10 protein-coding genes are annotated in these 13,406 nt (G+C 74.8%); all 10 read left to right on the forward strand.

Features of this window, described 5'->3' with window-relative positions:
• Positions 1–158: 158 nt before the first annotated feature.
• The 10 genes from HS048_RS15010 (at position 159) to HS048_RS15055 (ending at position 13,217) form a co-directional block, all read left to right on the forward strand.
• Positions 159–476 (forward strand): hypothetical protein, encoded by a 318-nt coding sequence (locus tag HS048_RS15010; RefSeq protein WP_068894163.1) that lies wholly within the window; start codon positions 159–161, stop codon positions 474–476.
• Positions 477–1,099: 623 nt separating this feature from the next.
• Positions 1,100–2,965, forward strand: a complete 1,866-nt coding sequence (locus HS048_RS15015) for a penicillin-binding protein 2 (RefSeq protein WP_307832480.1) — start codon at positions 1,100–1,102, stop codon at positions 2,963–2,965.
• 40 nt (positions 2,966–3,005) lie between these two features.
• The gene (locus HS048_RS15020; protein WP_196467258.1) at positions 3,006–4,565 is read left to right on the forward strand and encodes a UDP-N-acetylmuramoyl-L-alanyl-D-glutamate--2,6-diaminopimelate ligase; all 1,560 of its coding nucleotides are present in this window, start codon (positions 3,006–3,008) and stop codon (positions 4,563–4,565) included.
• Positions 4,562–5,989: a UDP-N-acetylmuramoyl-tripeptide--D-alanyl-D-alanine ligase gene (gene murF / locus HS048_RS15025; protein WP_068894160.1), complete on the forward strand. Its 1,428-nt coding sequence runs from the start codon at positions 4,562–4,564 to the stop codon at positions 5,987–5,989. Before HS048_RS15020 ends, murF begins: the two co-directional genes overlap by 4 nt.
• Positions 5,986–7,044: a phospho-N-acetylmuramoyl-pentapeptide-transferase gene (mraY, locus tag HS048_RS15030; protein WP_068894159.1), complete on the forward strand. Its 1,059-nt coding sequence runs from the start codon at positions 5,986–5,988 to the stop codon at positions 7,042–7,044. The genes murF and mraY overlap by 4 nt, the downstream gene beginning before the upstream one ends.
• A gap of 49 nt (positions 7,045–7,093) precedes the next feature.
• Positions 7,094–8,470 (forward strand): UDP-N-acetylmuramoyl-L-alanine--D-glutamate ligase, encoded by a 1,377-nt coding sequence (gene murD, locus HS048_RS15035; protein WP_068894158.1) that lies wholly within the window; start codon positions 7,094–7,096, stop codon positions 8,468–8,470.
• A gap of 106 nt (positions 8,471–8,576) precedes the next feature.
• On the forward strand, positions 8,577–9,848 hold the full coding sequence (gene ftsW, locus HS048_RS15040; protein WP_068894157.1) for a putative lipid II flippase FtsW: 1,272 nt from the start codon (positions 8,577–8,579) through the stop codon (positions 9,846–9,848).
• A gap of 25 nt (positions 9,849–9,873) precedes the next feature.
• Complete coding sequence (gene murG / locus HS048_RS15045) at positions 9,874–10,962, forward strand: undecaprenyldiphospho-muramoylpentapeptide beta-N-acetylglucosaminyltransferase (protein WP_068894156.1); 1,089 nt, start codon at positions 9,874–9,876, stop codon at positions 10,960–10,962.
• A 150-nt stretch (positions 10,963–11,112) separates the two neighbouring features.
• Positions 11,113–12,519 (forward strand): UDP-N-acetylmuramate--L-alanine ligase, encoded by a 1,407-nt coding sequence (murC, locus tag HS048_RS15050; RefSeq protein WP_068894155.1) that lies wholly within the window; start codon positions 11,113–11,115, stop codon positions 12,517–12,519.
• Positions 12,516–13,217 (forward strand): cell division protein FtsQ/DivIB, encoded by a 702-nt coding sequence (locus HS048_RS15055; protein ID WP_068894154.1) that lies wholly within the window; start codon positions 12,516–12,518, stop codon positions 13,215–13,217. The genes murC and HS048_RS15055 overlap by 4 nt, the downstream gene beginning before the upstream one ends.
• Positions 13,218–13,406: the final 189 nt, after the last annotated feature.

Consider the following 13,406-nt stretch of genomic DNA (forward strand, 5'->3'; position numbering starts at 1 on the left):
GGCGGGCCCCGCGCGCCCCTCGCGTGACGCCGTCCGGCCGCAGGCCCAGGCCCGCCAAGGCGGCGCCCGCCGTCGCGCCGGCGGCCCAGGGGGCTCCGGCTCAGGCGGCCGCGGTCCAGGCGGGATCCCCCTCGGGGCGCGCGCCGAGGGCTCCCTTCGTGCTGCTCGTGGTCGGGCTGCTCTGCGGAGGCCTGGTCACCCTGCTGCTGCTGAACACCGTCCTGGCCCAGAACGCCATCCGGGAGAGCGACCTGCGCAGGGAGCTCCATCAGCTCAGCCTCCAGAAGCAGAAGCAGAAGAGTGAGAACATGCAGCTGGAGATGCCCCGCCAGGTGGCCGACGCGGCCGACCGGCAGGGGATGGTCCCCGACGATTCCGCCCGCGTGATCGACTCCGACGGCCTCCCCGGCGGCCGGGTCGCCAGCGAGAGCCAGACGCCCGTCGGGCAGGAGCGAGTGCCGGGCACGGGTCGATGAACGACAGCGGTGGTCGCGGTCCCGGCGCCGGCCGCGGTGGCTCCGGCCGCCGCGGCCCTCGCCGTCCCGGCCGCCCCGAGGGTCCGGGCCGTCCCGAAGGTCCCGGCCGTCCTGAGGGACAGGGCGGGCAGGGCGGCGCGGAGGGTGCCGGCAGGCCCGGATCCCGGGGAGGGGCGGGCCGGCCCGTGCCCCCCGGCGGGCGCGGAGGGACGGACGGACGGGGAAGGCCGACCCGCCCCGACGGCCCGGGGCGCTCCGACGGTCCTGGCAGGACGGGCAGGAGCGGCGGCTCCACGCGGTCCGGAGGAGCCGGGGAGGCGGACGCGACCGGCCGCCCGGCACGGGACCGGCGGCAGACCGGAGCCGACGGACGGAACAGGTCGGAAGGGCGGAGCGGAGCCGCAGGGCGCGGGTCCGGGGCGCAGGGCCGGGCCGCAGGGCGCGGGTCCGGGGCGCAGGGCCGGGCCGCAGGGCGCGGATCCGAGGGACCGGCCGGAGGCGGCAGGCAGAGCCGGACGGGCAAGCCGGACGGGCCGGGCAGGCCGCCGCGCCCCGCGGCGCCCGGCAGGCCCGCCCGCCCGGAGGGGGCCCGCCCCGCGCCCGGACGGCCGGGTCCGCGTCCCGTGCGCGAGCGTGACGACGGGCCGGCCGATCCCGGGCGTACCACCCGCAAGCAGCCCGCGGGGCCCGCCGGGCCCCGCGGGCCCGTGCGGCGGACGGGGGAGGGCGCACCGCCCCGCCCGCCGGCGCGCGCGCCGATGGTGCTGCACCTCGGCAACCCCGGCAGGCGGATCAGCATCGGCCTGATCGCGATGACCTTCGTGCTCTCCGTCTTCGCCGGCCGCCTGGTCCAGCTGCAGGGCCTGGATTCCAAGGTGTACATGGCCGAGGCGGCCAGGCAGCGCGTCCAGGAGGAGCGGATCCCCGCCCGGCGCGGTTCGATCACCGACGTCAACGGGCACGAGCTCGCGCTGACGGTCGAGGTGCGCGAGATCTTCGTGGACCCGCTGGAGGTGACGCCCGCCAAGCGCGCCCAGGTGGCGGCGATGCTGGCCGCGGAGCTCGGCAAGCCGAAGGAGTGGATCGCGGCGGAGATCGCCGACACCGGCAAGCGCTACGTCCCCATCGGGACCGTCGACCCGATCCACGCCCAGAAGGTGCTCGCGCACGGCTTCAAGGGGGTCGGGAGCAGGCACGAGTACCGCCGCGACTACCCCGGCGGCGACCTGGCGGGCACCCTGATCGGCTTCGTCGGGGACGACGGCGGCGGGCTGAGCGGTCTGGAGCTCGTGCACGACAAGCTGCTGGCCGGGCGCGACGGCCAGCAGAGCATCGAGACCGGCCGCGACGGGCAGCGGATCCCGATGACCCGCAGCACCCGGCGGCAGCCGGTGGAGGGCCGGGACGTGCGGCTCACCATCGACCGGGACGTCCAGTGGGCCGCGCAGCAGGCGATCGCCGAGCAGGTCGCGGAGACCGGGGCCCGCACCGGCAGCGTCATCGTGATGGACGTGCAGACCGGCCAGGTGGTGGCGATCGCGAACGCCCCCGAGCTGGACCTGAAGGACTGGGCGAAGACCTCCGCGGAGAGCTGGGTCAACCGCGCCGTGGCCGACGTGTTCGAACCGGGCAGCACGAACAAGGTGATCACCGCGGCGGCCGCGCTGGAGTCGGGGGCCGTGCGCCCCGAGACCGTGTTCACCGTCGCGGACGACATCAGGTGCGCCGACAAGGTGCTGCGCGACTCCCACCCGCACCCCACCGAGCGTCTGACCTTCTCCGGGGTGGTCGCCACCTCCAGCAACGTGGGCACGATCCTCGCCGCGCAGAAGGTGGGGGACGAGAAGCTCCACGAGATGCTGCGGCGCTTCGGGTTCGGCGCCAAGCCCGGTGCGGGCCTCTACCGGGAGGAGGCCGGCCTGCTGCCCCCGTGGAAGGAGTGGTCGGGCAGCCAGCGCTGCACGATCGCCTACGGCCAGGGCGTCTCCGTCACCGCGCTGCAGACCGCCAGCGTCTACCAGACCATCGCCAACGGCGGCGTGCGGATCGCCCCGTCGGTCGTGGCCGGCACCACCGGCGCCGACGGCTCGCTCGTGCCGGCCGCCCCGGCGAAGCGCACCCGGGTGGTCGGCGAGCGCACGGCCCGCGAGGTCTCGCTGATGCTGGAGGCCGCCGTCAGCGCGGAGGGCACCGGCAACCTGGCCTCGATCGAGGGCTACCGGGTGGCGGGCAAGACCGGCACCGCGATGCGTTACGACGCCGCCTGCCAGGGCTACTGCGGCTACACCGCGACCTTCGCGGGTTTCGCCCCCGCCGACAAGCCGCGGCTGGTCGTCCTGGCTGTCATCCAGGACCCCAGGAAAGGCCACTACGGAGGCGAGATCGCGGCCCCGGTCTTCAAGAAGGTGATGACGTTCGCGCTGAAGAGCAGGAAGATCCCGCCCACCGGTACCGAGCCGCCGGCGGTGCGGATCCGCGCCGGGGAATGAGCGAGGACGGTACGCTCTCGCCGTGCGTCCCCCGTCGTCCATGCGACCTTCAACCAGTTCACCCCGGCCGCTCTCCGGGCTGGCGAGCCTGCTCGGCGCCCCCTCGGGCACGTCGCGCGCGCCGCTGGCCGCGGTCTCCGGGGTCACGATCGACTCCCGCCAGGTCCGGCGCGGCGACCTCTACGTCGCGCTGCCCGGAGCCGTCTCCCACGGTGCGGACTTCGCCGCGCAGGCGCTGGCCGCGGGAGCGGCCGCGATCCTGACCGATCCGGCGGGCCGCCGGGCCGCCGTCGCGACCGGCCTGCCGGTCCTCGTCGTCCCGGACCCGCGGGCCGTGCTGGGGCAGGCCGCCGCCTGGGTGTACGGCCGGCCCGCGGACGGCATGACGGTCGTCGGCGTCACCGGCACCAGCGGCAAGACCACCACCACCTTCATGCTGGAGGCCGGGCTGCGCGCCGCGGGCCACACGACCGGCCTGGTCGGCGGGGTGGAGATCCGGGCCGGGGAGCTGCGCTTCACGCCCAGGCTGACCACCCCCGAGGCGAGCGAGCTGCAGGGGCTGTTCGCCCTCATGCGCGAGCAGGGCGTCACCGCCGCCGCCATGGAGGTCTCCAGCCACGCCCTGGCCCTGGGCCGGGTCGACGAGGTCTTCTACGACGTCGCGCTGTTCACCAACCTCTCCCAGGACCACCTGGACTTCCACCGCGACCTCGACGACTACTTCTCGGCCAAGGCCCGGCTGTTCACCCCCGGGATGAGCCGAGTGGGCGTCGTCAACCTCGACGACGCCCACGGCCGCGAGCTCCTGGGCCGGGCGAAGATCCCGACGGTCTCCTTCTCCGCCCTGGGCGCCCCGCAGGCCGAGTGGAGGGCCCTGGACGTGCGGCTGGGCTCCGACGGGAGCGCCTTCCGCGTCGTCGGCCCGGGCGGGGTCGAGGAGGACGCCGCGGTGGCCCTGCCCGGCCCCTTCAACGTGGCCAACGCGCTGGGCGCGATCGTGGCCCTGGTCGAGGCGGGGGTGCCGCTGCGCGCCGCGGTGACGGGCGTGGGCACGCTGGCCGGGGTGCCCGGCCGGATGGAGCGCGTCCCCGGCGCCGACGGCTTCGAGGCGATCGTCGACTACTCGCACAAGCCGGGCGCGGTGGAGTCGGTGCTGCGCTCGCTGCGCGAGGTGACCTCCGGCGCGCTGACCGTGGTGCTCGGCTGCGGGGGCGACCGGGACCGGGGCAAACGCCCGATGATGGGGGAAGCCGCCGCACGCCTGGCGGATGTGGCTATTCTCACCAGCGACAACCCTCGCTCGGAGGACCCCCTGCGGATCCTGGCCGAGATGATGGACGGAGTCCTCGGCGTGCCCGAGGAGGAGCGCGCGCATGTGATCATTGAGCCGGACCGGGCCGCGGCCATCGGGCTGGCGATCGGCCGGGCGGGCTCCGGCGACGTCGTCGTCGTGGCGGGCAAAGGCCACGAGCAGGGTCAGTACGTCGGAGACCGGGTCCTCCCGTTCGACGACAGGCAGGTGGTGGCCGACGCGATCGCCGGACGGCGGAGCCGTACCGGGCGCCGAAGCACGGACGAGAGTAGGGAAGACGCATCATGATCCCGTTGCCGCTGGCGAGGATCGCCGAGATCACCTCGGGCGCCCTCGCGGGCATGGCCGATCCCCGCGCGGTGGTGCGCGGCCCGGTCGTCATCGACTCCCGGGCGGCCGAACCGGGGTCGCTGTTCGTCGCCATCAAGGGCGACCGGGCCGACGGCCACGACTTCGCGGCGCAGGCCGTGGCGGCCGGGGCGGTCGCGGTGCTCGCGGAGCGGCCCGTCGAGGCCCCCGCGGTGATCGTCGGCGACGTCCTGGCCGCGCTGGCCGCCCTCGCCACCGCCGCCTGCGCGGAGCTGCCCGACTGCACTGTCGTCGGCGTCACCGGCTCGGCGGGCAAGACCAGCACCAAGGACCTGCTGGCCCGCCTCACCGCCAGGATCGGCCCGACGGTCGCCCCGCCCGGATCCTTCAACAACGAGATCGGCCACCCGCTGACCGTGCTGAGGGCCGACGAGACCACCCGCTGCCTGGTGCTGGAGCTCAGCGCCAGGAACGTCGGGCACATCGACTACCTGGCGCGCATCGCCCCGCCGAAGATCGGCGTGGTCCTCAACGTCGGCACCGCGCACCTCGGCGTCTTCGGCAGCCGCGAGGCCATCGCCCAGGCCAAGGGAGAGCTGGTGGAGGCGCTGCCGGCCGACGGCGTGGCCGTGCTGAACGCCGACGACCCGCTGGTCGCCGCGATGGCCGCCCGCACCCGCGCCCGCGTCACCTGGTACGGCCGCGCCGAGAGCGCCGACGTGCGGGCCGAGGACGTGACCGTGGACGAGCGGGGCCGCGCGTCCTTCACGCTGCGCACCCCGTCGGGCTCCGCGCCGGTCGGGCTCCGCCTGTACGGCGAGCACGCGGTGGAGAACGCCCTGGCCGCGGCGGCGGCCGCCTACGAGCTCGGCCTGCCGGTCGCCGTCATCGCCCAGGAGCTGTCGGAGGCCGAGCCCCGCAGCCGCTGGCGGATGGAGGTCACCGACCGGGCGGACGGCGTCACCGTGATCAATGACGCCTACAACGCCAACCCCGACTCCATGCGCGCCGCCTTCCGGGCCCTGGACGCGCTCGCGGGCCCGCGCCGCCGCTTCGCCGTCGTCGCCTCCCTGGCCGAGCTGGGCGAGCACAGCGACGCGCTGAACGAGGGCGTCGGCCGGATGGCCGGCGAGGCGGGACTGGCCGGCCTGGTCGTCGTCGGCCGGGACGCCGAGCCGATCCTGGCCGGCGCCCGCACGGTGGTGGAGGAGGCCGCGTCCGGCGCGCCGCCGGGGCCGCAGCCGCGTCCGGCCACCCGCGTGGTGCACGCGGCCGACACGGCGGAGGCCGCGGCCCTCCTGGAGGGCATGCTCGCCCCCGGCGACGTGGTGCTGGTCAAGGGCTCGCGCGCCGCCGGGCTGGAGCGCGTGGCCCACGCCCTGGTCGGGGGTGACGGCCAGTGAGGGACATCCTCATCGCGGCGGCCGTCTCCCTGCTGCTGTCGATGTTCGGCACGCCCCTGGCGATCCGGCTGTTCTCCCGCCGCGGTTACGGCCAGAGCATCCGCGAGGAGGGCCCCTCCGGCCACCACGACAAGCGCGGCACCCCCACCATGGGCGGCACGGTGATCGTGATCGCCGCACTGATCGGGTACGCCTGCGCCCACCTGATGTCGTGGACCACGCCCACGGTCTCCGCGGTGCTGGTGCTGTTCCTGATGACGGGCCTGGGCGCGGTCGGCTTCCTCGACGACTTCATCAAGATCTACAAGCAGCGCAGCCTCGGCCTGCGCAGCGGCGCCAAGGCGCTGGGCCAGCTCATCGTCGGCGCGGTCTTCGCCGTGCTGGTGGTGCGCTTCCCCAACGCCTACGACATCACCCCGGCCGAGACCCGGCTGTCGTTCCTGCGGGACTTCGGCCCGTCGATCACCATCGTCGGGTTCACGGTCTGGGTGCTCATCATGATCGTGGGCTTCTCCAACGCGGTGAACCTCACCGACGGCCTCGACGGCCTGGCCAGCGGCGCCACCGGCGCGGTGCTGGCCTCCTACATCCTGATCGGCAACTGGCAGCTCCGCAACAGCTGCACCACCCAGCTCGGCCCCAACTGCTACTGGGTGCGCGACCCGCTGGACCTGGCGGTGGTCGCGGCCGCCGTGCTCGGCGCGCTGATCGGCTTCCTGTGGTGGAACGCCCCGCCCGCGAAGATCTTCATGGGCGACACCGGCTCGCTCGCCCTGGGCGGCGTCATCGCCGGACTGGCCATCACCACCCGCACCCAGCTGCTGCTGATCATCCTGGCGGGACTGTGCGTGATCATCACGCTCTCGGTCATCATCCAGGTCGGGTCCTTCAAGCTGACGGGCAAACGGGTGTTCCGGATGGCGCCGCTGCAGCACCACTTCGAGCTGGCGGGCTGGGCCGAGACCACCATCGTGGTCCGGTTCTGGATCATCGCGGGCCTGTGCGCCGCGGCCGGTCTCGGACTGTTCTACATCGAGTGGATGCCCAAGTCCTGAGCAGGACTCCGCACCACTCCGCCGTCCCTGGAAGGACTCGCTGGTTCCAATGATCTGTGTGCTGGGCGCCGGGCTCTCCGGCGCCGCCGCCGCCCGCCTGCTGGCCGCCCGCGGCGAGAGGACGGTCGTCCTGGAGGGCCGCGACGGCGAGCGCCAGCGCGCCGTCGCCGCCGAGCTGGCCGAGGCGGGCGTGGAGGTGCGCTTCGGCGAGCCCGCCGGGCTCCCCGAGGGCACGACCCAGGTCGTCGCCACCGGCTGGCCGCCGCACCACCCGCTGCTCGCCGCGGCGGCGCGGGCCGGGATCGAGGTGATCGGCGAGGTCGAGCTGGCCTGGCGGCTGCGCCCCGAGGGCGCGGCGCCGTGGCTGGCGCTGACCGGGACGAACGGCAAGACCACCGCGGTGCGGATGCTCACCTCGATGCTGCTCGCCGCCGGGCACCGGGCGCTGGCGGTCGGCAACGTGGGCGTCCCGGTGGCGGAGGCGGTCGCGGAGCCGTACGACGTGCTGGCGGTGGAGCTGTCCAGCTTCCAGCTGCACCGCGCGCCGAGCATCGCCCCGCTCGCGGCGGCCGTGCTCAACGTCGCACCGGACCACCTCGACTGGCACGGCTCCATGGAGGAGTACGCGCGCGCCAAGGGGGAGATCTTCGCCCGGGCCGGGACGGTCGTCTACAACGCCGACGACGAGTGGTCCGCCCGGTTGGCCGCGCCGTACGGCGGCGCGGTCGGCTTCACGCTGCAGGTGCCCCGGCCGGGGCAGGTCGGCGTGGTCGAGGACCTGCTGGTGGACCGGGCGTTCACCGCGGACCCCGTCCGGGAGGCCGCCGAGCTGGCCTCGCTCGGCGACGTCCGGCCCCTCGCGCCGCACAACGTGGCCAACGCGCTCGCCGCCGCCGCGCTCGCCCGGGCCTACGGGGTGCCGGAGGAGGCCGTACGGCAGGGACTGCGGGACTTCGTCCCCGACCCGCACCGGATCGCGCACGTCGCCCGGGTGGGCGGGGTCGACTACGTCGACGACTCCAAGGCCACCAACCCGCACGCCGCCGCCGCCTCGCTCGCCGCCTACCCCTCGATCGTCTGGGTGGCCGGCGGGCAGCTGAAGGGCGCCGACGTCGACGACCTGGTACGGCAGGCGGCCCCCAGGCTGCGCGGCGCGGTGCTCCTGGGCGCCGACCGCGAGCGGATCCGGCAGGCTCTGGCGCGACACGCCGCGAATGTCCCGGTGGTCGAGGTCGCGGAGCAGGACACTGGGGCCATGGACCGTGTCGTCGCCGAAGCCGCCAGGCTCGCCGCCCCCGGAGACACCGTGCTGCTGGCTCCGGCGGGGGCGTCGCTGGACATGTTCACCGGATACCCGGCCCGGGGGGAGGCGTTCGCGCGGGCCGTGCACCGCCTGGGGGCCCCCGGGGACGGGAGCGGGACGTGAGCCCGCGGCCCGTCGCCGAGGCCCGGACCGGGGCCCGTGCGGAGGCCGGGGCAGGCGGGCGGGGAAGTGCCCGGGGCGGCGCGCGGACCGGTCCGCGGGGCGGCCGGTGACCGCCACCGAACCGCCGGCGGGCCCCGTCCCGCTGGGCGGAGGGCTCTCCCGCCTGCGCGAGCTGCTGGAGCGGCCCCTCCTCTCCTACCACCTGCTGCTGGGCGTCAGCGGGCTGCTGATGGCGCTGGGGCTGATGATGGTGCTGTCGGCGTCCAGCATCTCGGCGCTGGAGACGAGGGACTCGGCGTTCGCGCTCTTCGGGCGGCAGTTCCTGTCGATGGCGCTGGGCCTGGTCATCATGTGGGTCTGCTCCCGGCTGCCGCTGCGCTTCTTCCGGCTGGCCGGCTACCCGCTGATGGTCCTGGCGGCCCTGGGACTGGTCCTGGTGATCTTCATCGGCCAGTCGGAGCTGGGCGCGCAGCGCTGGATCTACATCGGGGAGCTGACCATCCAGCCGTCGGAGCCGGCCAAGCTCGCGCTGGTGGTGTGGGGGGCCGACCTGCTGGCGCGCCGGGCGCGGGGCGGGATGATCGAGTGGCGCCACCTGCTCGTCCCGCTCATGCCGGGCACCGCGATCCTGGCGCTGCTGGTCATGGCCGGCAGCGACCTGGGCACCACCATCGTGCTCATGGTGATCTTCCTGGCGCTGCTGTGGGTGGTGGGGGCCCCGCTCCGGCTGTTCGGCGGGATCCTCGCGGTGGCGGTCCTCGCCACCATCGTGATGATCAGCACCGAGGGCTACCGCGCGGACCGGATCGAGGGCTGGCTCAACCCGTGGGGCAACGCCCAGACCTCGGGCTTCCAGGCGGTGCAGGGGCAGATCGCGATGGGCAGCGGCGGCTGGTTCGGGCTCGGCCTGGGCTCCAGCCGGGCGAAGTGGAACTGGCTGCCGCACGCCGAGAGCGACTTCATCTTCTCCATCATCGGGGAGGAGCTCGGCCTGATGGGCACGCTGGTGGTGATCACCCTGTTCGGCCTGCTCGGCTACGCGGGGCTGCGGGTGGCCACCCGGGTCAGGGACCCGTTCGTCCGGCTGGCCTCGGCCGCCGCCGTCGCCTGGATCGCCGGGCAGGCGATCGTCAACATCGGCGCGGTCATCGGCGTGCTGCCGATCACGGGCATCCCGCTCCCGCTGGTCTCCTACGGCGGCTCGGCGCTGCTGCCGACCCTGGCCGCGCTCGGCATGCTGCTCTCCTTCGCCAAGCTGGAGCCCGGTGCGCGCGAGGCTCTCCTCGACCGTGGCCCCGGACCGGCGGCGCGGGCTCTAAGCTGGCTTGGCCTGGGCGGCCCGGAACGGGGAAGACGACCGGGCCGCGGAAGACGTTGAGCGGACGAGAGCGAAAGGACCCGGCATGAGAGTGGTCCTCGCCGGCGGCGGGACAGCCGGTCACATCGAACCGGCGCTTGCCCTGGCCGACGCGCTGCGCAGGCTGGACCCGGGGATCGGGATCACCTGCCTCGGCACGGAGCGCGGCCTCGAGACGCGGCTGGTGCCCGCCAGGGGCTACGAGCTGCAGCTCGTGCCCGCGGTGCCGCTGCCCCGGGCCATCACGCCCCAGCTGCTGACCGTGCCCGGCCGGCTGGCGGGCGCGATCAACGCGGCGGCCGGCATCATGGACCGGGTCCAGGCCGACGTCCTGGTGGGCTTCGGCGGATACGTGGCCACCCCCGCCTACCTCGCGGCCCGGCGGCGCGGCGTGCCCATCGTGGTGCACGAGGCCAACCCGCGCCCCGGCCTGGCCAACCGGCTGGGCGCGCGGCTGACCGACCACGTGTTCACCGGCCACCCGGACACGTCCCTGCCCAGGGGCGAGTACGCCGGGATCCCGCTCCGGCGCGAGATCGCCCAGCTGGACCGGCTGTCCACCGGTGACAAGGCGCGCTCCTGGTTCGGGCTGGAGGCCGACCTGCCCACCCTGCTGGTCACCGGCGGCTCCCAGGGCGCGCGCTCGCTCAACCGGGCGGCCCTCGGCGCCGCCGCGGCGCTGCGCCGGGCCGGGGTGCAGGTGCTGCACGTCATCGGGCCGAAGAACACGCTGGAGGAGGAGCCCCCTCCGGGCGACCCGCAGTACGTCGTGCTGCAGTACGTCGATCGGATGGACCTGGCCTACGCGGCCGCCGACTTCGCGCTCTGCCGGGCCGGGGCCATCACCTGCGCCGAGCTCACCGCGGTGGGCCTGCCGGCGGCCTACGTCCCGCTCCCGCACGGCAACGGCGAGCAGCGGCTCAACGCCGCGCCGATCGTGCAGGCGGGCGGCGGGCTCATGGCGGAGGACGCCGAGCTGACGCCCGAGTGGATCCTGCGCAACGTGCTGCCGATCCTGTCCGACCCCGAGCGGGTGGTCGCCATGTCGGAGGCCGCCGCCAGGATGGGCCGCAAGGACGCGGACACGGCGCTCGCGCGCCGGGTGGTGCAGGTCGCGGCGCAGGGACGGGCGTGACGGCGGGCGGCGGATACGACGGGCGCCCGGACGGCGGGCGGACAGCGGTGGAACGACCGATGACCGGGGAGCGGACCCGGCGCGGTGAGCGGAGCGGCCGGTCGGCGACCGGGACCGCCCGTACGGTCAACGAGGAGTGGTGAGCGACCGGTGAGTCTGGTCAAGTTGGTGGAGCCGGTCGCGGCGGAAGAACTGGGACGGGTCCACTTCATCGGGATCGGCGGTGCCGGCATGTCCGGCATCGCCCGCATCCTGCTCAAGAGGGGCGTCGCGGTCTCCGGCAGCGACGCGCGCGGGTCCGACATGGTGACCGCCCTGCGGGAGCTGGGCGGTGTGATCCACATCGGCCACGCCGCCTCGCACATAAAGAACGTGGACACCGTGGTGGTCTCCACCGCGATCCGCGACTCCAACCCCGAGCTGGGCGAGGCGCTCCGGCAGGGGCTGAGGGTGATCCCCAGGGCTGCGGCGCTCGCCTCGGTCATGGCGGGCCGGAACGCGGTGGCCGTCGCGGGCACGCACGGCAAGACGACCACCACCTCGATGCTCACGGTGGCGCTGCAGAAGTGCGGGGTCGACCCGTCCTACTGCGTCGGCGGGCAGCTGGTCACCACCGGCCTGGGCGCCGACGAGGGTGCGGGGGAGGTGTTCGTCGCCGAGGCGGACGAGAGCGACGGCTCCTTCCTCATGCTGGCCCCGGACATCGCCGTGGTGACCAACGTCGAGCCGGACCACCTGGACAACTACGGCGACCCCCGGGCCGTCTACGACAGCTTCGCCAGGTTCGTCGAGCGGGTCGGCCGGACCCTGGTGGTCTGCGCCGACGACCCGGGCTCGGCGGCGCTGGTGCCGATCGCCCGCGCACGCGGTCTGCGGGTGGTCACGTACGGCGAGGCCGAGGAGGCCGACTTCAGGGTCGGCGAGATCACCCCCGACGGCATGGGCGTCTCCTTCGCGATCCACGGCCACGGCGGGGTACGGCTGGCCGTCCCCGGCCGGCACAACGCGCTCAACGCGGCGGCCGTCATCGCGGTGGCCGCGGAGCTGGGCGTCCCGTTCGCGGCCATCCGCGACGGTCTGGCCGCCTTCACCGGGGCCAAGCGGCGCTTCGAGGCCAAGGGCGAGGCCGGAGGGGTGGCGGTCTTCGACAGCTACGCCCACCACCCGACCGAGCTGGCCGCCGACCTGCGCGCCGCCCGGGACGTGGTGACCTCCTTCTCCGGATCCGGCCGGGTCATCGCGGTCTTCCAGCCGCACCTGTACTCGCGTACCCGGTTCTTCGCCGACGAGTTCGGCGCGGCCCTGGGCCTGGCCGACGAGGCCGTCGTCCTGGACGTCTACGGAGCCCGCGAGGATCCCGAGCCCGGGGTGTCGGGGGCGCTGGTGGCGGAGAAGGTGCCGCTCCCGCCCGGACAGGTCGAGTACGCGCCCCTGCGCGAGGCCGTGCCCGCCCTGGTGGCGGACCGCGCCAGGCCCGGCGACATCGTCCTCACCATGGGCGCGGGCGATGTGACGGAGCTGGGCCCCCGGATCGTCGCGGAGCTGGCCGCCCGGTGAGCGCGGCGCGCAGCGTCGCCGCGGACCCTGCGAACAGAGCCTGGCGGACCGCCTTCCTGGCGCTGCTCACCGCCGGAGTGGTGGGCAGCGCGGTCTGGCTGGTGTTCCTCTCCCCGGTGCTGGGGGTGCGCGACGTCCGGGTGACGGGCAACTTCGACGTCTCCGCCGCGCAGATCCGGGGGGCGGCCGGGGTCGCCGACGGCACTCCGCTGGCCACCGTGGACGTCGCGGCGGTGGAGGGCCGGATCCGGGGGATCCGGCGGATCGAGTCGGCCGAGGTCAGCCGCAACTGGCCCGGGACCCTGGTGATCGAGGTCGTCGAGCGCGAGCCGTTGGCGGCGGTGCCGGTGGGCGGTAAGTCGGCGCTGATGGACCGCCACGGTGTGGTCGTCGAGGTGCGGGAGACGGCGCCGCCGGCCCTGCCGGTGCTGCGCCTGGACCGCCCGGGGCCGGGCGACCCGGCGACCGCGGCCGCACTGGCGGTGATCGGCGCGCTGCCGGAGGAACTGGCTCTGCGGGTGGCGGAGGTGCACGCCCCGTCGGCCGAGACCGTGACGCTGCGGCTCAAGGACGGCCGGACGGTGGTGTGGGGCGGCCGCGACCGTCCCGCCGACAAGGCGAGGATCCTGGTCACCCTGCTGCAGAGGCCGGCGGACACCTATGATGTGAGCTCGCCGGACGTCGTGACGGTGGATTGACGGGATCGACGGGGTCGGGCGCGGTCGTCCGCCCGCGTGCTCCGGGGCGCCTCCTGAGGCGTCTCACGAAAAGGACAGGCCGCGACACGCCGGGCACGCTTGCGGCGCGGTTAGTTGACCCACCTGGAGCGTAGCTCCTACTGTCCGTATCAATCCTCAGGTTGACATAAACCTAAATCTCAACTTGAG

It is taken from the genome of Planomonospora sp. ID91781, from assembly GCF_015711595.1.
GTDB lineage: Bacteria > Actinomycetota > Actinomycetes > Streptosporangiales > Streptosporangiaceae > Planomonospora > Planomonospora parontospora.